This is a genomic window from Enterobacter sp. MGH120 (genome assembly GCF_001037725.1).
In the GTDB taxonomy this organism is placed as follows: domain Bacteria; phylum Pseudomonadota; class Gammaproteobacteria; order Enterobacterales; family Enterobacteriaceae; genus Enterobacter; species Enterobacter hormaechei_C.
Genome location: NZ_KQ089940.1, coordinates 3,280,249 through 3,300,835, shown reverse-complemented (window position 1 = coordinate 3,300,835; position 20,587 = coordinate 3,280,249). Strand labels below are relative to the sequence as shown.

The 20,587-nt window shown below is 53.3% G+C and carries 21 protein-coding genes, 2 tRNA genes and 1 other RNA gene; 14 read left to right on the top strand and 10 right to left on the bottom strand.

Going from position 1 to position 20,587, the window contains the following annotated elements; all coding sequences use genetic code 11:
- The first annotated feature begins 216 nt into the window (after nucleotides 1–216).
- Both phoH and SK54_RS15470 read left to right on the top strand, forming a co-directional pair.
- On the top strand, nucleotides 217–1,008 hold the full coding sequence (gene phoH, locus SK54_RS15475; protein WP_017384762.1) for a phosphate starvation-inducible protein PhoH: 792 nt from the start codon (nucleotides 217–219) through the stop codon (nucleotides 1,006–1,008).
- A 418-nt stretch (nucleotides 1,009–1,426) separates the two neighbouring features.
- The gene (locus SK54_RS15470) at nucleotides 1,427–2,932 is read left to right on the top strand and encodes an alanine/glycine:cation symporter family protein (RefSeq protein ID WP_017384761.1); all 1,506 of its coding nucleotides are present in this window, start codon (nucleotides 1,427–1,429) and stop codon (nucleotides 2,930–2,932) included.
- 244 nt (nucleotides 2,933–3,176) lie between these two features.
- Here the strand turns inward: SK54_RS15470 and SK54_RS15465 are convergent.
- The 3 genes from SK54_RS15465 to SK54_RS15455 form a co-directional block, all read right to left on the bottom strand.
- Nucleotides 3,177–3,264, bottom strand: a tRNA-Ser gene (locus tag SK54_RS15465).
- Between the two features lie 137 nt (nucleotides 3,265–3,401).
- Nucleotides 3,402–4,079: an isochorismatase family protein gene (locus SK54_RS15460; RefSeq protein WP_003858068.1), complete on the bottom strand. Its 678-nt coding sequence runs from the start codon at nucleotides 4,077–4,079 to the stop codon at nucleotides 3,402–3,404.
- Between the two features lie 19 nt (nucleotides 4,080–4,098).
- Nucleotides 4,099–4,959: a pirin family protein gene (locus tag SK54_RS15455; protein ID WP_015570855.1), complete on the bottom strand. Its 861-nt coding sequence runs from the start codon at nucleotides 4,957–4,959 to the stop codon at nucleotides 4,099–4,101.
- A gap of 109 nt (nucleotides 4,960–5,068) precedes the next feature.
- Here SK54_RS15455 and SK54_RS15450 point away from each other — a divergent pair, with 109 nt between their 5' ends.
- On the top strand, nucleotides 5,069–5,974 hold the full coding sequence (locus tag SK54_RS15450; RefSeq protein WP_015570854.1) for a LysR family transcriptional regulator: 906 nt from the start codon (nucleotides 5,069–5,071) through the stop codon (nucleotides 5,972–5,974).
- A gap of 120 nt (nucleotides 5,975–6,094) precedes the next feature.
- Here the strand turns inward: SK54_RS15450 and SK54_RS22110 are convergent.
- Nucleotides 6,095–6,231: non-coding RNA, RtT sRNA (locus SK54_RS22110), on the bottom strand.
- Between the two features lie 44 nt (nucleotides 6,232–6,275).
- A tRNA-Ser gene (locus tag SK54_RS15445) sits at nucleotides 6,276–6,363 on the bottom strand.
- A 229-nt stretch (nucleotides 6,364–6,592) separates the two neighbouring features.
- Here SK54_RS15445 and ghrA point away from each other — a divergent pair.
- The 4 genes from ghrA (at nucleotide 6,593) to SK54_RS15425 (ending at nucleotide 9,506) form a co-directional block, all read left to right on the top strand.
- Nucleotides 6,593–7,531 carry a glyoxylate/hydroxypyruvate reductase GhrA gene (gene ghrA / locus SK54_RS15440; protein WP_048247560.1) on the top strand — a complete coding sequence of 313 codons (939 nt, stop codon included), beginning with the start codon at nucleotides 6,593–6,595 and terminating at the stop codon, nucleotides 7,529–7,531.
- An 84-nt stretch (nucleotides 7,532–7,615) separates the two neighbouring features.
- Complete coding sequence (locus SK54_RS15435; RefSeq protein ID WP_003858061.1) at nucleotides 7,616–8,353, top strand: phosphatase; 738 nt, start codon at nucleotides 7,616–7,618, stop codon at nucleotides 8,351–8,353.
- 19 nt (nucleotides 8,354–8,372) lie between these two features.
- Nucleotides 8,373–8,927, top strand: a complete 555-nt coding sequence (locus SK54_RS15430; protein ID WP_023303414.1) for a TorD/DmsD family molecular chaperone — start codon at nucleotides 8,373–8,375, stop codon at nucleotides 8,925–8,927.
- Between the two features lie 96 nt (nucleotides 8,928–9,023).
- Nucleotides 9,024–9,506 (top strand): DUF1097 domain-containing protein, encoded by a 483-nt coding sequence (locus SK54_RS15425; RefSeq protein WP_075550061.1) that lies wholly within the window; start codon nucleotides 9,024–9,026, stop codon nucleotides 9,504–9,506.
- Nucleotides 9,507–9,550: 44 nt separating this feature from the next.
- Here SK54_RS15425 and csgG read toward each other — a convergent pair whose 3' ends face one another.
- From csgG to csgD, 4 genes are read right to left on the bottom strand one after another with little or no spacing between them, the layout of a single operon-like run.
- A complete protein-coding gene (gene csgG / locus SK54_RS15420) occupies nucleotides 9,551–10,384 on the bottom strand; it encodes a curli production assembly/transport protein CsgG (RefSeq protein ID WP_003858055.1) in 834 nt (277 codons plus the stop codon).
- Nucleotides 10,385–10,410: 26 nt separating this feature from the next.
- Nucleotides 10,411–10,827: a curli production assembly/transport protein CsgF gene (gene csgF / locus SK54_RS15415; RefSeq protein ID WP_003858054.1), complete on the bottom strand. Its 417-nt coding sequence runs from the start codon at nucleotides 10,825–10,827 to the stop codon at nucleotides 10,411–10,413.
- Nucleotides 10,828–10,853: 26 nt separating this feature from the next.
- Nucleotides 10,854–11,243, bottom strand: a complete 390-nt coding sequence (csgE, locus tag SK54_RS15410) for a curli production assembly/transport protein CsgE (RefSeq protein ID WP_003858052.1) — start codon at nucleotides 11,241–11,243, stop codon at nucleotides 10,854–10,856.
- A 4-nt stretch (nucleotides 11,244–11,247) separates the two neighbouring features.
- The gene (gene csgD / locus SK54_RS15405) at nucleotides 11,248–11,898 is read right to left on the bottom strand and encodes a biofilm master transcriptional regulator CsgD (RefSeq protein ID WP_017384754.1); all 651 of its coding nucleotides are present in this window, start codon (nucleotides 11,896–11,898) and stop codon (nucleotides 11,248–11,250) included.
- A 743-nt stretch (nucleotides 11,899–12,641) separates the two neighbouring features.
- On the opposite strand from csgD, the gene csgB reads away from it, so the two are divergent.
- From csgB to ymdB, 5 genes are all read left to right on the top strand, one after another.
- Complete coding sequence (csgB, locus tag SK54_RS15400) at nucleotides 12,642–13,097, top strand: curli minor subunit CsgB (protein ID WP_048247556.1); 456 nt, start codon at nucleotides 12,642–12,644, stop codon at nucleotides 13,095–13,097.
- A 39-nt stretch (nucleotides 13,098–13,136) separates the two neighbouring features.
- Nucleotides 13,137–13,592, top strand: coding sequence for a curli major subunit CsgA (gene csgA / locus SK54_RS15395; protein WP_003858043.1), 456 nt, complete (start codon nucleotides 13,137–13,139; stop codon nucleotides 13,590–13,592).
- Nucleotides 13,593–13,648: 56 nt separating this feature from the next.
- On the top strand, nucleotides 13,649–13,981 hold the full coding sequence (gene csgC / locus SK54_RS15390) for a curli assembly chaperone CsgC (protein WP_048247554.1): 333 nt from the start codon (nucleotides 13,649–13,651) through the stop codon (nucleotides 13,979–13,981).
- Between the two features lie 153 nt (nucleotides 13,982–14,134).
- Entirely contained in the window at nucleotides 14,135–14,455 is a 321-nt protein-coding gene (locus SK54_RS15385; protein ID WP_003858038.1) for a type 1 fimbrial protein, read from the top strand.
- Nucleotides 14,456–14,535: 80 nt separating this feature from the next.
- Entirely contained in the window at nucleotides 14,536–15,072 is a 537-nt protein-coding gene (ymdB, locus tag SK54_RS15380; protein ID WP_015570849.1) for an O-acetyl-ADP-ribose deacetylase, read from the top strand.
- Between the two features lie 41 nt (nucleotides 15,073–15,113).
- Here the strand turns inward: ymdB and mdoC are convergent, their stop codons facing one another.
- On the bottom strand, nucleotides 15,114–16,253 hold the full coding sequence (gene mdoC, locus SK54_RS15375; protein WP_017384749.1) for a glucans biosynthesis protein MdoC: 1,140 nt from the start codon (nucleotides 16,251–16,253) through the stop codon (nucleotides 15,114–15,116).
- A gap of 255 nt (nucleotides 16,254–16,508) precedes the next feature.
- Between mdoC and mdoG the strand changes: the two genes are divergently transcribed.
- Nucleotides 16,509–18,062: a glucans biosynthesis protein MdoG gene (mdoG, locus tag SK54_RS15370; RefSeq protein ID WP_015570847.1), complete on the top strand. Its 1,554-nt coding sequence runs from the start codon at nucleotides 16,509–16,511 to the stop codon at nucleotides 18,060–18,062.
- Entirely contained in the window at nucleotides 18,055–20,583 is a 2,529-nt protein-coding gene (gene mdoH / locus SK54_RS15365; RefSeq protein WP_015570846.1) for a glucans biosynthesis glucosyltransferase MdoH, read from the top strand. Before mdoG ends, mdoH begins: the two co-directional genes overlap by 8 nt.
- Nucleotides 20,584–20,587: the final 4 nt, after the last annotated feature.

Sequence of the window (20,587 nt, the reverse complement as noted above, 5' to 3'; positions counted from 1 at the left end):
TCAGACTCCGGCAGCGATTTCTTCACCACCAAATTCTCTCCTTCACCTCAAGAACCTTTTTCTACCGACGTGCATAACGGTGCGCGTAGCCGTTGTATATCGTCATCCGGTAATGCAAGCAATGGCTTACAAGGAAGCCAACCCTCTGATGTTCGTGCGCATAATCGTGCCGATGCTGGCGCGTGTGATGAATACCAACAACTCAAGGTGCTATCCATGGGAAGACAGAAAGCAGTGATCAAAGCTCGTCGTGAAGCAAAACGTGTGCTGAGACGGGATTCACGTAGCCATAAGCAGCGTGAAGAAGAATCGGTCACCTCGCTTGTGCAGATGAGCGGCGTAGAATCCATTGGCATGGCGCGGGACAGCCGCGATGCATCGCCAATTGTGGCGCGGAATGAAGCTCAGGCGCACTACCTGAATGCTATCGAGAGTAAACAGCTCATCTTTGCAACCGGGGAAGCCGGATGCGGGAAAACCTGGATCAGCGCCGCCAAAGCGGCGGAGGCGCTGATTCATAAGGACGTGGAAAGGATCATCGTTACCCGTCCGGTACTGCAAGCGGATGAAGATCTGGGCTTCCTGCCCGGCGATATTTCCGAGAAGTTTGCCCCGTACTTCAGGCCCGTCTATGACGTGCTGGTGAAGCGGTTGGGCGCTTCCTTTATGCAGTACTGCCTGCGACCAGAGATTGGCAAGGTGGAAATCGCGCCGTTCGCCTATATGCGCGGACGTACATTTGAAAATGCGGTCGTTATTCTTGACGAGGCTCAGAACGTAACCGCTGCGCAAATGAAGATGTTTTTAACGCGCCTCGGGGAGAACGTGACGGTTATCGTCAACGGCGATATTACCCAGTGTGACCTGCCGTCGGGCGTGAAGTCCGGCCTGAGCGATGCCATGTCACGTTTTGAGGAAGATGAGATGATAGGGGTGGTCCGCTTCACAAAAGAGGACTGCGTCCGCTCAGCGCTGTGCCAACGAACGCTGGAAGTGTACTCCGACTAAGATCATTTCACATTTTAAGTCATTTCTTCCCGGCGTTATGCCGGGAAGCTTCCTTTATTCCCTCTGCACGCGTGGCTTTTTTAAATCATATTTATTTCCTATAGCATTCAACAGGATTTACGCCCCGTTTTGCGGTAATAATAATATTACTGTTAATTTGCTGCGAACGCTTTTTATACAGGTCACGGAAATGTGATATGTATTTATAATACCCACAAAATATCTATGAATATAATGATCATGCTAATTATTGGTTTAAAATTAAACGTGAATGTTGTCACAGAACATGACTAAGCAGTAAAAATTAAGTTGGTGTCTTTTGGGTAATTATCTATGTTTCGTACTTGTTCAGACAAAATTCTAAAAAGAAACTCGCCAGGGGATCGTTTCCTCTGGAACATCACGCTAAGGGTCATACATGAACGAACTGGTTAGTGCAATTAATGGTGTTATCTGGAGCCCGGCGTTAATATTTTTATGTCTGGGTGTCGGCCTCTATTTCTCGCTGCGTAGTCGCTTTCTGCAATTACGGCATATAAAACTTATGATTACCCTGATGTTTCAGGGGCGTCCTACCGAGGCAGGCGTGTCGTCGTTTCAGGCGCTGACGATGACGCTGGCGGGCCGCGTGGGGACAGGGAATATTGCCGGTGTAGCGACCGCCATTACCTTTGGTGGACCCGGTGCGCTTTTCTGGATGTGGATCGTGGCATTTTTGGGGGCAAGCTCTGCTTTTGTCGAATCCACGTTAGGTCAGGTTTATAAAGAGAAAATCAACGGCGAATATCGTGGTGGTCCTGCCTTTTATATTGAGAAAGGGTTAGGCGTGAAGTGGTACGCATGGTTATTTGCCATCGTAACGATTTTCTCCTGCGGATTATTACTGCCAGGTGTGCAGGCAAACTCTATTGGTGCGAGCCTGGATATTGCCTTTGGTCTGAGCCCAAATGTCACGGCGGCGTTACTTGCTGTGCTGTTGAGTTTTATTATTTTTGGTGGCGTAAAAAGGATTGCCAGCTTTAGCAGCATGGTGGTTCCGTTTATGGCGCTCGGCTATATTATTGTCGCGTGCGTGATTATCGCTATCAATATTGATCAGCTTCCTTCAGTTATATTGCTGATCTGGAAAAGTGCTTTTGGCCTTGAAGCTGGGTTTGGCGCTATTCTGGGCCAGGCCATCATGTGGGGCGTCAAGCGTGGCGTCTATTCCAACGAGGCGGCGCAGGGTACCGGGCCACATGCCTCCTCGGCGGCGGCCGTAAGCCATCCGGTGAAACAGGGGCTGGTTCAGGCGTTCTCCGTGTACATCGACACGCTGTTTGTCTGCTCCGCGACCGGGTTTATGCTGTTGATCACCGGGCTGTATAACGTGCAGGGCGTCGACGGCGCAGCGCTCTATACCGGAATAGCGGGCGTGGCCGCAGGACCGGGATATGTCCAGACGGCAATGGAAAGTATGATGCCGGGCTTCGGTAATTATTTTGTTGCCATCGCGCTGTTCTTCTTTGCCTTCACCACGATCATTGCTTACTACTACATCGCTGAAACGAATATCGCCTACATCAACCGTAAGATTCATCGCCCGTGGCTGACGTTCCTGCTCAAGCTGTGTCTGATGGCTTCGACGGTATATGGCACGGTACGCACCGCGGATCTGGCCTGGGGATTAGGGGATATCGGCGTAGGGCTGATGGCATGGCTCAACATTATTGCCATCGTTCTGTTGCATAAAAAAGCGTTTGCCAGCCTGAAGGATTATGAAATCCAGAATGCACAGGGGTTGGATCCACACTTTGACCCGGTTCGGCTGGGGATTAAAAATGCGGATTACTGGCTGGAGGAGCGTAAGGATGAAGCGGGTTTGAATATTGGCCAGAGACTTGCTCCCGAGGGAAAGCAACCGGCTGGAAAGCTGAATAGCTGAGGAATGGTTGAGACAGGCCCGTGCTTTTGTACGGGCTTTTTTTTGTAGGTGAGGCAGCTCGTGTCGCACCGGGGGGGATTGACTCGCTTCGCTCGCCCTGCGGGCAGCCTGTTCGCTATGCTCTCAGTCTGTCCAACTGGCTGCCGCCAGTTGTCGAACCCCAGTCGGGGGTTCTCATCCCCCCCTTTTCGGAGAATATAAAAGAAAAAAGCCCGTACTTTCGTACGAGCTCTCATCTTAAATATGGCGGTGAGGGGGGGATTCGAACCCCCGATACGTTGCCGTATACACACTTTCCAGGCGTGCTCCTTCAGCCACTCGGACACCTCACCATATTGTTTTGCTGCCTGACCGCTTGGGGGGCAACGGGGCGCTACTATAGGGAGTTGCGCTAAAACGGTCAAGCAGATTTTCAGCATTCGTGCTTGTTCGGTTAAGCCTTAATCAGCTTATGTCGCAGCGCGCAGGATTAACGCTGCGAATCGAGCACTTCGCTGTTTTTCACCACGTCCTGCGCTTTGCTGTAGCTTTCGATCAGCAGCTGGTAGGCCGGGAAGATGTGTGTGTACACCTCAGCCCATTCACCCGCATCTTCACGGTTCCACGTGCGCTGAATTTCGGAAGCAACAGCAGCCGTGTCCATCGGCACCACGCCTGCCTGCACCACGCGCGCCAGGGTGATCTCCTGCGCCATTTTGCTGTAGGTGCCGGAGGCATCAATCACCGCAAACACTTTATATCCGTCCGCCACCGCGCTGATGGACGGGAAGGCCATGCAGACGCTGGTGATCGTCCCCGCGATAATCAGCGTTTTGCGCCCGGTGGCTTTCACCGCCGCCACGAACTCCGGGTTATCCCAGGCGTTGATCTCCCCCTTGCGTGCCACATACTGTGCGTGCGGCGCGTTGGCGTGGATCTCCGGGATAAGCGGGCCGTTCGGTCCCTGTGGAACCGACGCCGTGGTGATCACCGGGATCTTCGCCAGCGAGGCGATTTTTGCCAGCGCTGCTGCACGGGCGCGCAGCTCAGGCATTGGCATGTCTCCTACGGTCTGGAACAGCCCGCTCTGGTGATCGATAAGCAGCATAACGGCATCGTTTACGTCAATAACGGGACGTGCACCGTTGAAGTTTGCAGGGGTAGACATAATGCGCTCCTTATTACGTTTAGATTTGGCCAAAGCGGCCGGAGTTGAAATCGCGAATAGCCTCGGCAATTTCGGTTTTACTGTTCATCACAAACGGGCCATAGCCCACGATGGGTTCATTCAGCGGCTCCCCGGCCATCAGCAGCACTTTGGCATCGCTGCTGGCTTCGAGATGCAGTTTGTCACCGCTCTGACTCAGCACGACCAGTTGCGCCTCACCGGCAGGCGTGGTGCCGTTCACCGTCACGCTGCCTTCAACGACAACCAGCGCCGTGCTCCAGCCTTCGGGCTGATTGAGCGTCAGATGGCTACCCTGGCGCAGCGCGAGATCCCACACGTTCAGCGGTGAGAAGGTATGCGCCGGGCCGGTTACCTCTCCAAAACGGCCAGCAATCACGCGCAATGTTCCGCTGTTATCCGGCAGGGTGACCACCGGGATATCCGACTGAGTGATGCTCTGGTAGCCAGGCGTCGCCATTTTGTCTTTGGCGGGCAGGTTGACCCACAGCTGCATCATTTTCAGTTCACCGCCTTTCTGCGAAAACGCGCTGGAGTGGAACTCCTCGTGCAAAATGCCTGCGCCTGCCGTCATCCACTGCACGTCGCCTGGGCCAATAACGCCGCCTCTGCCGGTGGAATCACGGTGCTCCACTTCGCCTGAGTAGACGATGGTCACCGTTTCAAAACCGCGATGAGGATGCTCGCCCACGCCGCGTTTCGCGCCGTCCGCCGGGAAGGTATGCGGTCCGGCGTAGTCCAGCAGCAGGAACGGGCTCAGGGGCTCGCCGTGCGTCTGGTAAGAAAACATCGAACGAACCGGAAAACCGTCACCGACCCAGTGCGGACGAGGTGCGGTATACACGCCTGTTACGTTTTTCATGATTAACTCCTGATGTCCTGTTGATGGAATTAGCTTATATTCAGGGTTAATATCCCGGTAGATAGCAAAAATGACATTCACTGTTCCTTAAATGGAACAATGGAGGCGTATGCAGGATCTCAATGATTTCGTATGGTTTGTGAAGGTGGTGGAGCATGGTGGCTTTGCGGCGGCGGGTCGGGCGCTCGATCAGCCTAAGTCGAAACTGAGCCGTCGGATTGCTCAGCTGGAAGAACGCCTGGGCGTTCGGTTGATCCAACGTACCACGCGGCAGTTTGCAGTGACGGAGGTGGGGCAGACGTTCTATCAGCACTGTAAAGCCATGCTGGTGGAAGCTGAAGCTGCGGAGGAGGCGGTGGCTGCTTTACAGGCTGAGCCGCGCGGTATGGTCAGGCTCACCTGTCCTGTCACCTTGCTGCACGTTCACGTGGGGCCCATGCTGGCGCGGTTTATGGCGCGCTATCCAGGGATCAACCTCCAGCTCGAAGCCACCAACCGCCGGGTCGATCTGGTGGCGGAGGGGGTGGATGTGGCGATCCGCGTTCGTCCGCGCCCGTTTGATGACAGCGATCTGGTATTAAGGGTGCTGGCGGACAGGGGGCACTGTCTGGTTGCCGGGCCGGCACTGATTGAACGGATGGGCAACCCGGCGATGCCCTCTGAACTCAGCGAGTGGCCGGGGTTAAGTATGGGGGCGGGCAAGCACCTGCATAAGTGGGAATTGAGCGGGCCGGAGGGCGCAAAGGCAGAAATTCACTTCACGCCGCGCCTGGTGACTACCGACATGCTGGCGCTGCGGGAGGCGGCGATGGCGGGCGTGGGCGTGGTACAGCTGCCCATTTTGATGGTGAAGGATCAGCTGGCTTCAGGTGAACTTGTTCGGGTGCTGAATGCCTGGGAACCCAGACGGGAAGTGATCCACGCGGTGTATCCATCCCGGCGCGGCCTGCTGCCATCGGTCAGGACGCTGGTGGATTTTCTCACCGAAGAGTATGCAAAGATGGTTGAAGACTAGCTTTTTGTAGGTCGGGTAAGCGTAGCGCCACCCGACATAAAGAACGCAGGGAGCGAATCTCCTTACGGAGAATATAAAAGAAAAAAGCCCGTACTTACGTACGAGCTCTTGTCTTGAATATGGCGGTGAGGGGGGGATTGACTCGCTTCGCTCGCCCTTCGGGCAGCCTGTTCGCTACGCTCTCAGTCTGTCCAACTGGCTGCGCCAGTTGTCGAACCCCGGTCGGGGGTTCTCATCCCCCCAAAGGCGTGCAACATGCGAAAAAAAAGCCCGCATTTTCATGCGAGCTCTTCTTCAAATATGGCGGTGAGGGGGGGATTCGAACCCCCGATACGTTGCCGTATACACACTTTCCAGGCGTGCTCCTTCAGCCACTCGGACACCTCACCATATTGTCATCCCGTTGTTGTCGGGACGGGCGCTAATGTAAGGAAAAGCCGTACTGCCGTCAACCCACTTTTTCAGTAATTTAGCGTGTTTAGACAAACTTCAGGCAACCTGATTCCGAAATGTGCGAAATACGCCTCTTTTATCAGCAACGCGGTTTAGCGATAAATTTGTTATGCTGGCAAGCCAGTTGAAAATGAAAATAAAACAGCGCAATAAAAGGCAATGACTATGGATATTATCTTCTATCACCCCACTTTTGATACGGCTTACTGGATTAACGCGCTCACGGCGGCACTGCCTGGCGCACGCGTTCGCGAATGGAAACAGGGCGATAATGAACATGCTGACTACGCGCTGGTCTGGCATCCCCCGGTCGAAATGCTTCAGGGACGCCGTTTGAAGGCGGTGTTTGCTCTTGGTGCGGGTGTGGATTCCATTCTCAGTAAGCTGAAGGCACACCCTGAAATGCTGCCGGAGGATATTCCCCTGTTTCGTCTGGAAGATACCGGTATGGGGCAGCAGATGCAGGAATATGCCGTGAGCCAGGTGCTGCACTGGTTCCGCCGTTTCGACGATTATCAGGCGTTTAAACAGCAATCCCACTGGGAACCGCTTCCGGATTATCAGTATGAAGATTTCACCATCGGCATCCTCGGCGCGGGTGTACTGGGTTCGAAAGTCGCCGAAGCGCTCGCGCCGTGGGGCTTCCCACTGCGCTGCTGGAGCCGGAGCCGTAAGGATTATCCAGGCGTCGAGAGCTTTGCCGGAACGGACGAACTCCCGGCGTTCCTGAAAGGGACTCGCGTCCTTATTAACCTGCTGCCGAATACGGCGGAAACGGTCGGCATTATCAATGGCACGCTCCTCAACCAGTTGGCAGAAGACAGCTACTTAATGAACCTGGCGCGCGGGGTACACGTTGTCGAAGACGATCTGCTGAAAGCGCTGGATAGCGGTAAACTGAAAGGCGCAATGCTGGATGTCTATAGCCGCGAACCGCTGCCAAAAGACAGCCCGCTCTGGGCACATCCGCGCGTGGCGATGACGCCTCATATTGCGGCCGTGACGCGACCGGCGGAGGCCGTGGCGTACATCTCGCATACCATCAGCGAAATAGAGAAGGGCAACGCGGTGACCGGACAGGTCGACAGACAGCGAGGCTACTGAGAGAAACCCGGCGTTCGCCGGGTTTTTGCTAATATTCGCCGCTGATAACTGCTATCCTTGGGAAAAACCGCAGAGGAGAGAAAGATGTATCCCGTTGACCTGCATATGCACACCGTCGCCAGTACCCACGCTTACAGTAACCTCCATGATTATATCGCTCAGGCGAAGCTGAAAGGCATTAAACTGTTTGCGATAACCGATCACGGTCCGGATATGGCGGATGCGCCGCACTACTGGCATTTTGTGAATATGCGTATCTGGCCACGCCTGGTGGACGGTATCGGGATACTGCGCGGCATCGAAGCGAACATCAAAAATACTGACGGTGAGATTGACTGCACCGGCCCGATGCTGACCTCGTTAGATCTGATCCTCGCCGGCTTCCACGAGCCGGTCTTTGCGCCCCAGGATAAAGAGACCAACACCGCAGCGATGATTGCCACTATTGCCAGCGGCAACGTGCACATTATCAGCCACCCGGGAAATCCGAAATACCCGATTGATATTCAGGCCGTGGCGCAGGCGGCAGCGAAGCACCGCGTGGCGCTGGAGATTAACAACTCCTCCTTTGTTCACTCGCGTAAGGGCAGTGAAGCCAACTGCCGCGAAGTGGCGGCGGCCGTGCGTGACGCGGGCGGCATGGTGGCGCTGGGCTCTGATTCACACACGGCCTTCACGCTGGGTGATTTCAGCGAGTGCCTGAAAATATTGCGGGACGTGAATTTCCCGGAAGAACAGATCCTGAACGTCACGCCGCGTCGTATGCTCGACTTCCTTGAGTCGCGCGGCATGGCGCCGATTGATGAATTTGCCGATCTTTAATTAATAACGGAATAAAAACATGAATGAGTTTTCCATCCTTTGCCGCGTGCTGGGCACCTTATATTACCGCCAGCCGCAGGATCCGCTGCTGGTTCCGCTGTTTACCCTGATTCGTGAAGGTAAACTGGCGCAGAGCTGGCCGCTGGAACAGGATGAGTTGCTGGAACGCTTGCAAAAAAGCTGTGATATGCAGCAGATTTCAACGGATTACAACGCGCTGTTTGTGGGGGAAGAGTGTCGCGTGTCGCCGTATCGTTCTGCCTGGCAGGAAGGTACGACCGAAGCGGAAGTTCGGGCGTTTCTGTCAGAACGCGGCATGCCGCTGACGGATATGCCTGCCGATCATATCGGTACCCTGCTGCTGGCGGCCTCCTGGATTGAAGATAATGCAGGTGATGATGAGAACGAGGCGATTGAAACCCTGTTCGAAACGTATTTGCTTCCGTGGGTTGGCACCTTCCTGGGTAAAGTTGAAGCCCACGCCACCTCGCCGTTCTGGAGAACGCTGGCTCCGCTGACGCGTGACGCCATCGCTGCCATGTGGGACGAGCTGGAAGAAGAGAACGAAGAGTGATTTGAATCACAAAAATCCTGCAACGATACATTTCAACTTGCACGTAATGTGCTTCTGATCTCATTTCTATGGTGCGCATCTGCTAAGATGCGCACCATGAACATACTACTTTGTATTGCAATCACGACTGGCATCCTCTCCGGCCTCTGGGGGTGGGTGGCTGTCTCTCTCGGCTTGTTGAGCTGGGCTGGTTTTCTTGGCTGCACGGCCTATTTCGCCTGCCCGCGGGGTGGTCTCAAAGGGCTCTTCATCTCCGGCTGTACTCTGATGAGCGGTGTGATTTGGGCGCTGGTCATTATGAAAGGCAGCGCGCTGGCGCCGCATGTGGAAATCCTGGGGTACGCCATCACCGGTATGGTGGCCTTCCTGATGTGCATTCAGGCAAAACATCTGCTGCTGTCCTTTGTGCCCGGCACGTTCATGGGTGCCTGTGCGACCTTTGCAGGGCAGGGGGACTGGAAGCTGGTGGTCCCTTCGCTCATGCTGGGATTACTGTTTGGCTACGCCATGAAGAACAGCGGTCTCTGGCTTGCGGCCCGGCGCGAGAAGAGCCAGAGCGTTCCTGCGGTAAGCAAATAAAAAAAAGGCGAGACGGAAATCTCGCCTTTTTTATGCGCCGCCGATTATGACTCTGGCGGCACCGACATCTCTCGGTATTTCACCAGCACCGCATTACTCACATCACTTTTATTCTGAAGATCCCACAAGCCGCGATCGATACCGTCATTAATCAGGAAAATCACGCCGGTTTCGATGGCCGACATCAGACACAGCATGACCGGCTCGTTAGAGGTATAGCCAATTTCACCTTCCAGCAGACGCTGGTAGTCGATAAAGCGGAATACCCCGGCCTGCACTTCATAAGAGAGAATCGTTTTGCTGGTGGTCACGGAGGATAATATCTCACCCGTGCTCACGTTAACCACGCGCAGGTTGACGGCAATCTGATCCAGCTGATACTGCGTGTCGGCCCCGATGCCAAAGTAACGCGCACCCGCGCCGCCCGATTTCACGTTACTTTCGTAGCCGATAATCGAGCCTTCCACCATGATATTGGCTGCGGTGAGAGACTGTAGCGGCATGCGGTTATTGACGCCAACGGTACCATTCTCCTGCGCGGCACGAATGATTTTTCGTTCGTTAAGCAGGTTTTGCAGCCCCTGACGTTCCAGCGGGATAAACCAGCGAGAATCTTTCAGGGCGGTGACCAGCATCGCGGTGGCGCTCTGCGGTACGGCCGTCGAGAAGTTACTGGCCGGATACGGTTTGAACTGGCCCGTCTCATCCTGAATGTTATAGACCGAGACGAATATCTTCCCGGTAGGGACCGGCAGATGCGTCAGATCCCGGTAGCTCTGGGCACGAGGCATCAGGGTGGGTTTAGCGGCTTCTTTTGGCGGGGCAGTTAAACAACCGCTTAATAAGCACACTGCAACTAAAATAAAAAAGCGCTGCATAATAATTGTCCTTATTTCGGGGTTGTTTAGAAATCAGTTGAACTGGTCTGCAAACCGGAAACCTGGATTGTCGACGTTTTACCGGTTTTTCGGTCTGTCACATTTAACTGAAGCTGCCCGTCTTTATTGGCAATATCGACGATAAAGTCGTTAGTGACCATCCGGCCGGGTTTTCCGGTATTAATGTTGGTTAATAAGCCACCTAATATTTGCGACTGGATGGCCTGAGTGAAATTATCCAGGGCCGACGGGGTCTCGATACCGAAATCATCGTCATAGCTGGGGTCTTTATAGGAGTTTTGAGCCTGAGCCTGGTTAAGCATAAAGGCTCCGTTATTCGGGTTGCCGCCAAAATTAGGGTTGCGGAACTGGAATGTCATATTTCCGGCCCAGCTCAACGGCGCAATGAGCATTAACGAAATCACTGTGTGTGCGAGACGCATTACAGCCTCCGAAATAGGTGTCGTTGCTAGAACTCATCTTTTGCTAAATCGCCTGTGCTCAAAAGGGCTTTGTCTAACTGTAGGCGGTTAATAGCTTCTTCTGTTTGTGCCAGCGCGAAAGCGACGTTCTGATCGAAGTCTCTTTTCGTTGGGAATAAAAAAGTCTGGTAAATAACGTCCTGATTAGCGGTTATTGTGATCCAGCTTCCCCACCGCGCACTGGGCCGTTCGTTGATGGTTAAGTTACCCGGATAATCGCTTTCCCACTTATCGCTGAAGGCACGATAAAAATCGTGTCCGACAGAGGTGACGGTGTGGTCGGTCAACAGTCCGGGAACTTCCACCTCAACAGCCTGAAGGTTTCCGGCAGCAAGCATAATGCCTGCGGCGGCAATCCAACTTAGGGTGCGTTTCATGCTATTAACGCCTGAGGTTATCGTTTGCCCACGACACCGCCTGCGTGCGATTTTTAACAGCTATCTTTTTGAAAAGATTATAAAGATGCGTCTTAACCGTATTTTCGCTGATAAATAACGAACGGGCGATTTCAATATTTGAAGCACCAATACGCAGTTTGTTCAGGATCTCTTTCTCACGGTGCGTCAGAAGTGCAGATTCTGAACTGTTATAGCGATAATTTCCGGAGTGGGTAATGAGGTAGCTGGCCAGTTTTTGCGAGAAATAACACTCCCCCCGCAATATGCCCTGCAAACCCTCCACGACACGGTTTTCTTCTTCAGTGACGTAAAACACGCCGTTAATATGCGGCCAGCTCTCAATATCGCGGAAAGGATACTCATCAGGCGTATTTAATAACAATACGCGGATATTATTGTTTTTCCTGCTTAAATTATCCTGCCAGTAATGGACCAGTTTTTTATCCGCTTCCATCATATCGAGAAGAATGATGCTGCCAGGAGCGATATCATCAAAAGAACGTTGAATATTATGCAGTTTCCCGTTAAGCGAGAGGCATTGTTTTAAATGCTGCAATAACGCTGTCGCTTGTAGGGAAGGTTTTGTGATCAACAATAATGTATGACCGGGTAAGCTATGGACTTCATTAAACATGATGAAACCCCACGTTATTTATGACACCCGGCAGCTGCCCTCGTATTATTGAAAAAGGCACCAGAAGTACTGACAGGTGTGGCACTGCTGTGTGTAGTTAAAAAACCTTCCTCCAAAGGAGGCGGTAAAATTAAAAACAAATAACGTACTGCTGTTTTCAATCTAGCTATTGCAAACTTTAAAGCAAGTGTTAATCATGTAACAGAATGTAAAATTCGATATTAAGTTGTGTATTTTGCAGGGTGAATAGATTTTAAGATAAGGGGAAAGTTGTACAGGTGTATAAACGTGCATAGATTTTGAAAGTCATACAATATATTATAAAGAATTGAATTATTGAGCTTTTAATTATTGTAAGCCAGCCGGTAAAAAGTATGAACTCAGCTAAAAAGTTAAGACTTCTCTAAGCTGGAAATTTTTCTTAAAAAAACTTGCTTCGTGTCACGCACCGGGCAAAAGACATTGCCATGTTTGTCTGTAGAAGCCGCTACAGGTTGGACAGCCTGTCTCGCTGTTGTCCAGGCGCTCAGACAAGAATTTATTTCTGCATTAGTGGTGTGTCGCGTCGTTTCAGGCGAGATTTACGACTTTGAGGTGAATGAGCATATAAAAATAAGGCACACGGGTGAGATATTAAACATGTTTCGGCAGACATACTCTTTTCCGTAACGCGGCGTTAACAAAACGAATCGCGTTAACGGAGTCAGGAATACCTTTTATATAGCCAGGTCCAGGGTGACAGCATGAAAAACAAAACGTTGTTTATGATGTTTACATTACTGGGTGCGCCTGGGTTTGTAATCGCAGGTGATTCAGATTTAGCCAGTTCTGAATATAATTTTGCGATAAATGAATTAAGTAAAGCTTCATACAATCAGGCAGCCATTATTGGTCAACAGGGCTCAGGTAATAATGCTGATGTACGCCAGGGCGGTTCTAAATTGCTGTCCGTTATTGCCCAAGAGGGCGGGAATAACCGCGCGAATGTTGATCAGTCAGGGACGTATAACCTTGCTTATATCGATCAGACCGGCAACGGCAATGATGCGAGTATTAAGCAGGGCGCTTTTGGCAACACCGCCATGATTATCCAGAAAGGCTCGGGTAACAGGGCGAATATAACGCAGTACGGTACGCAGAAAACAGCAGTTGTAGTACAGAGACAGTCGCAAATGGCTATTCGCGTTATTCAACGCTAGCGATGTGTGACGCCTTAATCAATCCGATGGGGGTTTACCATGAAACTTTTCAAAGTGGCAGTTATTGCAGCAATCGTAGTTTCTGGCAGTGCTTTCGCAGGTGCGGTACCACAATTTGGCGGCGGCCACGGTGGTGGCTGGGGTGGCGGCAATAACGGCCCTGACTCAACCCTGAGCATTTACCAGTACGGCGGCGGTAACTCCGCGCTTGCTTTGCAGACGGACGCCCGAGATTCTGAATTGACCATTACCCAGCATGGTGGCGGTAACGGCGCAGATGTTGGACAGGGCTCTGATGACAGTTCTATCGATCTGCTGCAAAAAGGCTTTGGTAACAGCGCCACCATCGACCAGTGGAATAGCAAAGACTCTGTTATCAACGTGAAACAGTTCGGAGGCGGCAACGGCGCGGCGGTAGACCAGACAGCATCCGGCTCAACGGTGACTGTGCACCAGGTTGGCTTTGGCAACAACGCGACCGCACACCAGTACTGATTCATTTCTGTACCAAAAAACAGGGCATGCGCCCTGTTTTTTTTCGGGAGGATCTCATGAGTACCTTCATTCTCCTTGCCGCGCTTGCCAGTCAGATAACGTTCAGCACCTCACAGCAGGCAAATATGACAACCATTATTCCTCAGGTCACGCTGGCAAACGCCTGCGAATGTCAGGTTGAGGTGTTATCTGTCCGACAGGGGCAGGCGGGACAAAGTACATCGCGGCAGAAAAATACTCTTTTTATACCCGCTAATCAGCCGATTGATTTAACGCGAATCAGTTTAAATATTCGCTCAGGGGATGCGGTAAAAATAATCGTCACCGTTTCCGATGGAAAATCGCTTCATTTATCACAGCAGTGGAACGCACCGGCAAGTACGCTTTAATCATTCATGAAATCAATGGTTTAATAAAGTGGCGGCGCTGCACAGGTAAGCTATGCTGATATCAAGAACCCAGCAATCGGGTTGCTTAAATTGATACGTCATAACGGAGCGTTTTTACCCCTCAAGGACGAATTTCATTGAGGAGTACAAATAATGTTCAAATCCGCAGCGTGTATTATTTCTGGTCTGGGACTGATCCTGTCCTCTTTTTTTTCTCCGGCTTATTCAGCAACTATAGAAAATGGTGGGGTGATTCATTTTCGTGGCGCGGTGGTCGCTGACCCGTGCGAAGTCACGCCCCGGCATCAGCAGTTTGCGATCTCCTGTCCGGAAAATAACCGTATGAAAACGCATACCATCAGTTATGACGAGGCGCTCCGGGGCCATCATCCTCATTCAGCTCTGGCCGCTGTCAGCATGAAATACCTGAATGAACAGAAAACGCTTGCGGTCGTTCAGGTCGATTACCGATAACCGACGTTTTTTTCACGGCAGTTTTTCTCCTTCTCCCTCTGCGATACACTGATGAAAAAGGCGGGTTGCAGAGGGTGTTTATGAGACCGCAAATCGACGTTATTCATGGCGATATCACGACGGTACACGTTGACGTGATCGTCAACGCAGCCAATTCCTCCCTGATGGGTGGGGGCGGGGTGGACGGTGCCATTCACCGGGCCGCAGGCCCTCAACTCCTTGAAGCATGCAAAACCGTGCGTCAGCAGCAGGGAGAGTGCCCGCCGGGGCATGCTGTTATTACGCTTGCAGGCGATCTCCCGGCCAAAGCGGTGATCCATACCGTTGGACCCGTCTGGCACGGTGGCGACCGCCATGAGGCTGAGATTCTGGAGCAGGCGTATCGTAACTGCCTGCGGCTTGCGGCGGATAACGGGTACAAGACCATGGCGTTCCCCGCCATTAGCACCGGGGTATACGGTTATCCAAAGGAAGCGGCAGCTACAATCGCCGTGAATACCGTTTATCACTACCTTTCCCTCAAACCCATGCCGGAAAAAGTCATTTTTGTCTGTTTCGATGAGCACACCGCCGACCTGTATCAGCGGATTTTGACCGCGCGCAGCCAGGCATTTTGATGTCTGAAGTGCAAAAACGGCGCCCTGGAGGCGCCGTTTTGTTATCCCGCTTTAACCTGAGGTTTGCCTGAGAACAGGAAACGCAAAAGCGGGATCCGCAGATGGATTTCATACAACACGATGGCAATGCCAACCACAAAGACCAGGCCGGTGAAGAAGCCCAGCGCATTCGAGGCGATATGCGGCGTAATGTACGCCCCGAAAAACAGCGTCAGCGGATGGTGAACCAGGTAGATAAACAGCGAAGCATTAACGAAATAGGTGACGCGACTGGATTTAAAATTCAGCAGACGATGGCCAAGGGCGAACACCACGTTAACCATCCACAGGCCCATCAGCATCGTTATCACGCTCTCTGTCTCATACATCCACGCGTCCCCGCTGCCATAGCGCTGATTGAGAAGATAGGCGGCAAAGGCCAGCGCAGCACCCACCGCACACCAGGGGGAGGGGGTGGTAAACAGCGCTTTAAGCCGAGGATGAATAAATGCCAGCGCCCCAATCAGGAAGAAGGGAATGTAAAACAGGGTCTGCATCACCACGAAATTAAACAGCCCATCGCTCAGAATGGGAGGGTAGACAATGAGCAGGGTACGCCTGACGGCGGCATACGCGACCCCCAGCGCAAGAAACAGCAGAGACAGCTTGCCCAGGGTGATGTTGGCGAAGAAGGTCGAGGATGCGGTGCTCGCACGCTGGCGCAGCTGGCTGAAGATCAACAAACTCACCGTGGTTAGCACCACCAGTACCAGCAGGAACCAGAGGTGGGAAATCAGCTCCCAGACCAGGGTGTTGTATTTCTCATAGAAGGAGAGATTCGGCCAGTTTTCCGCCTTGCCTTTAACATGCTGCAACATGATGAACTGCGGCAGCGTCAGCAGCGGAATGGCCGTCAACATCGGTATGCCCACGCGCTCCACGCGCACTTTCCACCATCGTTTGAGGGGATAGCGCAAGAAGAGCATGTAAGAGAAATAACCGGAAATGACAAAAAACACCTGCATGCGGAAGGCATGGATAAAATCATTAAACAGCGTCAGCCACCAGGAGGGCATCTGGCTGTTCACGTGCCAGGTGTGGCTGGAATAGATCAGTGAAATATGAAAAGGGATCCCCAATAGCATGAGCCATGCGCGGATCGAGTCGAGGAAATATTCACGTTGTACAGGGGTTGTGCTCATATAACTTTGCGCATTCTCAGACTTTTCGCCTTATCCCTAAGGCTCATAATGGTTACATTCGGAGCCAACCCTACACCAAGACCGACACCCTGTCTCCAGGATAAGCACGCAAAGTGAAAAGCGGGTTCTTTCATTTGCTTAATCCATGAGCCAGCGAGCTGAACAAAGCAGTGATAATGTTGTCGGATTGCCTGAGTTTCCATTAAAATGGATCGGATCGATATAAGCACACAAAGGGGGAAGTGCTTACTTATTATGAAACATAAACCACAAATGATGAAAATGCGTTGGTTGGGTGTAGCAGTGCTGTTGTCACTGTATACCTCATCTGCACTGGCCTTTAACATCGATGATGTCGCAAAACAGGCTAAATCGATGGCGGGCAAGAGCTACGAAGCGCCAAAAAGTAACCTGCCCTCCGTTTTCCGCGACATGAAATACGCGGACTATCAGCAGATCCAGTTCAATCACGATAAAGCGTACTGGAACAATATTAAAACCCCGTTCAAGCTTGAATTTTACCACCAGGGTATGTACTTCGACACGCCGGTTGCCATCAACGAAGTGACGGCGACCGCGGTACGCAAAATCAAGTACAGCCCGGATTATTTCAATTTTGGCGATGTGCAACACGATAAAGACACGGTAAAAGACCTCGGCTTCGCAGGCTTCAAGGTGCTTTATCCGATTAACAGCAAAGATAAAAACGACGAAATCGTCAGCATGCTTGGCGCCAGCTACTTCCGCGTGATTGGCGCGGGGCAGGTGTACGGGCTTTCTGCGCGCGGTCTGGCAATTGATACCGCGCTGCCATCAGGTGAAGAATTTCCACGTTTTCGCGAGTTCTGGATCGAACGTCCAAAACCAACCGACAAACGTCTGACAATTTATGCGCTGCTGGACTCCCCTCGTGCGACAGGCGCTTATCGCTTCGTGATCATGCCAGGGCGTGACACGGTGGTTGACGTACAGTCTAAAGTTTACCTGCGCGATAAAGTGGGCAAACTGGGCGTCGCGCCGCTGACCAGCATGTTCCTGTTCGGGCCGAACCAGCCCTCTCCGGCGACCAATTTCCGTCCTGAACTGCATGATTCCAACGGCCTCTCCATTCATGCGGGTAACGGCGAGTGGATCTGGCGTCCGCTGAACAACCCGAAACACCTCGCCGTCAGCAGCTTTGCGATGGAAAACCCGCAGGGCTTTGGTCTGCTGCAACGTGGCCGTCAGTTCTCCCGCTTTGAAGATCTGGATGACCGCTACGATCTGCGTCCAAGCGCCTGGGTTACGCCGAAAGGCGACTGGGGTAAAGGCAAGGTTGAGCTGGTTGAAATTCCAACTAACGATGAAACCAACGATAACATTGTGGCGTACTGGACACCGGATCAGCTGCCGGAAGCCGGTAAAGAGATGAACTTCAAGTATGCGATCACCTTCAGCCGTGACGAAGACAAACTGCACGCACCGGATAACGCGTATGTAATGCAGACGCGTCGTTCGACGGGTGACGTGAAGCAGTCCAACCTGATTCGTCAGCCGGATGGCACGCTGGCATTTATCGTGGACTTCACCGGGCAGGATATGAAAAAACTGGCCCCGGATACTGCCGTGACGGCACAGGCCAGCATTGGCGATAACGGTGAAATCGTTGAGAACGCCGTGCGTTACAACCCGGTCACCAAAGGGTGGCGTTTGACCCTGCGCGTGAAGGTGAAAGATCCGAAACAGACCACTGAAATGCGCGCCGCGCTGGTCAGTAACGATAAGCCGCTGAGTGAAACCTGGAGCTATCAGCTACCTGCCAATGAATAATACATCTGAATATATTGATGCCATGCCGCTGACGGACATTGAAAAAGCGGCACTCCCTGCGAGCGACATCCGCGCGGTTCACACCGCGCTGGATGGTGAACATCGTCACTTTTCCCGTGATGATGATACGCCGCTGGGGTCAGTGAAGGCACGTCTGGAGCAGGCATGGCCGGACTCGCTGGCAGAAGGGCAGCTAATCAAGGATGACGAAGGGCGTGACCAGCTACAGGCGATGCCGAAGGCCACGCGTTCCTCCATGTTCCCCGATCCGTGGCGCACCAACCCGGTGGGCCGCTTCTGGGATCGCCTGCGTGGGCGTGACGTGACGCCGCGCTATCTGTCACGTCTGACTAAAGAACAGCAGGCATCCGAGCAGAAATGGCGTACCGTGGGAACGATTCGTCGTTACATTCTGCTGCTGCTGACGCTGGCGCAGACGGTTGTCGCCACCTGGTACATGAAAACCATTCTGCCGTACCAGGGCTGGGCGTTGATTAACCCTGCTGACATGATTGGCCAGGATATCTGGGTCTCCTTCATGCAGCTGCTGCCGTATATTTTACAGAGCGGCATTCTTCTGCTGTTCGCGGTGCTGTTCTGTTGGGTCTCCGCCGGGTTCTGGACAGCGCTGATGGGCTTCCTGCAACTGCTGATGGGACGTGACAAATACAGCATTTCCGCGTCGACGGTCGGGGATGAACCCCTCAACCCTGAGCACCGCACCGCGCTGATCATGCCTATCTGTAACGAGGACGTTGACCGCGTATTCGCCGGGCTGCGTGCTACCTGGGAGTCTGTAAAGGCGACCGGTAACGCAGCGCATTTCGACGTCTATATCCTGAGCGACAGCTACAACCCGGATATCTGCGTGGCAGAGCAAAAAGCCTGGATGGAGCTGATTGCTGAAGTGCAGGGCGAAGGGCAGATCTTCTACCGCCGCCGTCGTCGTCGTGTGAAGCGTAAGAGCGGGAACATCGATGACTTCTGTCGTCGCTGGGGTAACCAGTACAGCTACATGGTGGTACTGGACGCGGACTCCGTGATGAGCGGCGACTGCCTGAGCGGGCTGGTCCGTCTGATGGAAGCCAACCCGAACGCGGGTATTATTCAGTCCTCGCCAAAAGCATCCGGTATGGACACGCTGTATGCGCGCTGCCAGCAGTTTGCGACCCGCGTTTACGGCCCGCTGTTTACCGCCGGTCTGCACTTCTGGCAGCTGGGTGAATCTCACTACTGGGGCCACAACGCCATTATCCGCGTGAAGCCATTCATCGAGCACTGTGCCCTGGCACCGCTGCCGGGTGAAGGGTCGTTTGCCGGGTCCATTCTGTCGCATGACTTTGTGGAAGCGGCGTTGATGCGCCGTGCAGGGTGGGGCGTCTGGATTGCTTACGATCTGCCTGGCTCGTATGAAGAGCTGCCGCCGAACCTGCTGGATGAACTCAAACGCGACCGCCGCTGGTGTCACGGTAACCTGATGAACTTCCGCCTGTTCCTGGTGAAAGGGATGCACCCTGTTCACCGTGCGGTGTTCCTGACGGGCGTTATGTCCTATCTGTCTGCGCCGCTGTGGTTTATGTTCCTGGCGCTCTCAACCGCGTTGCAGGTTGTGCATGCCCTGACGGAGCCGCAGTATTTCCTGCAACCGCGCCAGCTGTTCCCGGTGTGGCCGCAGTGGCGTCCGGAGCTTGCGATCGCGCTGTTCGCGTCGACCATGGTGCTGCTGTTCCTGCCTAAGCTGCTCAGTATCATTCTGATCTGGTGCAAAGGTTCGAAGGAGTACGGTGGTTTCTGCCGCGTGACCCTTTCACTGCTGCTGGAAGTGCTGTTCTCGGTCCTGCTGGCGCCGGTGCGTATGCTGTTCCATACGGTGTTTGTGGTGAGCGCGTTCCTGGGATGGGAAGTGGTGTGGAATTCACCGCAGCGTGACGATGACTCTACGCCGTGGAGTGAAGCCTTTATGCGCCACGGCTCTCAGCTGCTGCTGGGCCTGGTGTGGGCCGTTGGTATGGCCTGGCTGGATCTGCGTTTCCTGTTCTGGCTTGCGCCAATCGTCTTCTCGCTGATCCTGTCGCCGTTTGTATCGGTGATCTCCAGCCGTTCCACGGTGGGCCTGCGTACCAAACGCTGGAAGCTGTTCCTGATCCCGGAAGAGTATTCTCCGCCGCAGGTGCTGGTGGATACCGATACCTATCTGGAGCAGAACCGCAAACGCACGCTGGATGATGGCTTTATGCATGCCGTGTTTAACCCGTCATTCAACGCGCTGGCAACCGCGATGGCGACGGCGCGTCACCGCGCCAGCCAGGTGCTGGAGATCGCCCGCGATCGCCACGTTGAGCAGGCGCTGAACGAGACGCCAGAAAAGCTTAACCGCGACCGTCGTCTGGTGTTGTTGAGCGATCCGGTGACGATGGCACGGCTTCACTACCGCGTGTGGTCCGCGCCGGAGAGATACTCTTCGTGGGTGAACTACTACAAGGACGTGAAGCTCAATCCGCTGGCCCTGAAGGCGAAGTAAGTTG

What these genes read in the sequence shown, in the direction of transcription:
- SK54_RS15430 (WP_023303414.1), top strand. Translation starts at nt 8,373, where the DNA reads ATGAATGAGTTTTCCATCCTTTGCCGCGTGCTGGGCACCTTATATTAC.
- csgF (WP_003858054.1), bottom strand. Translation starts at nt 10,827, where the DNA reads ATGCGTCTCGCACACACAGTGATTTCGTTAATGCTCATTGCGCCGTTG.
- csgG (WP_003858055.1), bottom strand. Translation starts at nt 10,384, where the DNA reads ATGCAGCGCTTTTTTATTTTAGTTGCAGTGTGCTTATTAAGCGGTTGT.
- mdoG (WP_015570847.1), top strand. Translation starts at nt 16,509, where the DNA reads ATGAAACATAAACCACAAATGATGAAAATGCGTTGGTTGGGTGTAGCA.
- csgD (WP_017384754.1), bottom strand. Translation starts at nt 11,898, where the DNA reads ATGTTTAATGAAGTCCATAGCTTACCCGGTCATACATTATTGTTGATC.
- SK54_RS15385 (WP_003858038.1), top strand. Translation starts at nt 14,135, where the DNA reads ATGTTCAAATCCGCAGCGTGTATTATTTCTGGTCTGGGACTGATCCTG.
- phoH (WP_017384762.1), top strand. Translation starts at nt 217, where the DNA reads ATGGGAAGACAGAAAGCAGTGATCAAAGCTCGTCGTGAAGCAAAACGT.
- mdoC (WP_017384749.1), bottom strand. Translation starts at nt 16,253, where the DNA reads ATGAGCACAACCCCTGTACAACGTGAATATTTCCTCGACTCGATCCGC.
- ghrA (WP_048247560.1), top strand. Translation starts at nt 6,593, where the DNA reads ATGGATATTATCTTCTATCACCCCACTTTTGATACGGCTTACTGGATT.
- mdoH (WP_015570846.1), top strand. Translation starts at nt 18,055, where the DNA reads ATGAATAATACATCTGAATATATTGATGCCATGCCGCTGACGGACATT.
- csgB (WP_048247556.1), top strand. Translation starts at nt 12,642, where the DNA reads ATGAAAAACAAAACGTTGTTTATGATGTTTACATTACTGGGTGCGCCT.
- csgE (WP_003858052.1), bottom strand. Translation starts at nt 11,243, where the DNA reads ATGAAACGCACCCTAAGTTGGATTGCCGCCGCAGGCATTATGCTTGCT.
- csgA (WP_003858043.1), top strand. Translation starts at nt 13,137, where the DNA reads ATGAAACTTTTCAAAGTGGCAGTTATTGCAGCAATCGTAGTTTCTGGC.
- SK54_RS15450 (WP_015570854.1), top strand. Translation starts at nt 5,069, where the DNA reads ATGCAGGATCTCAATGATTTCGTATGGTTTGTGAAGGTGGTGGAGCAT.
- SK54_RS15425 (WP_075550061.1), top strand. Translation starts at nt 9,024, where the DNA reads ATGAACATACTACTTTGTATTGCAATCACGACTGGCATCCTCTCCGGC.
- SK54_RS15470 (WP_017384761.1), top strand. Translation starts at nt 1,427, where the DNA reads ATGAACGAACTGGTTAGTGCAATTAATGGTGTTATCTGGAGCCCGGCG.
- SK54_RS15455 (WP_015570855.1), bottom strand. Translation starts at nt 4,959, where the DNA reads ATGAAAAACGTAACAGGCGTGTATACCGCACCTCGTCCGCACTGGGTC.
- SK54_RS15435 (WP_003858061.1), top strand. Translation starts at nt 7,616, where the DNA reads ATGTATCCCGTTGACCTGCATATGCACACCGTCGCCAGTACCCACGCT.
- SK54_RS15460 (WP_003858068.1), bottom strand. Translation starts at nt 4,079, where the DNA reads ATGTCTACCCCTGCAAACTTCAACGGTGCACGTCCCGTTATTGACGTA.
- ymdB (WP_015570849.1), top strand. Translation starts at nt 14,536, where the DNA reads ATGAGACCGCAAATCGACGTTATTCATGGCGATATCACGACGGTACAC.
- csgC (WP_048247554.1), top strand. Translation starts at nt 13,649, where the DNA reads ATGAGTACCTTCATTCTCCTTGCCGCGCTTGCCAGTCAGATAACGTTC.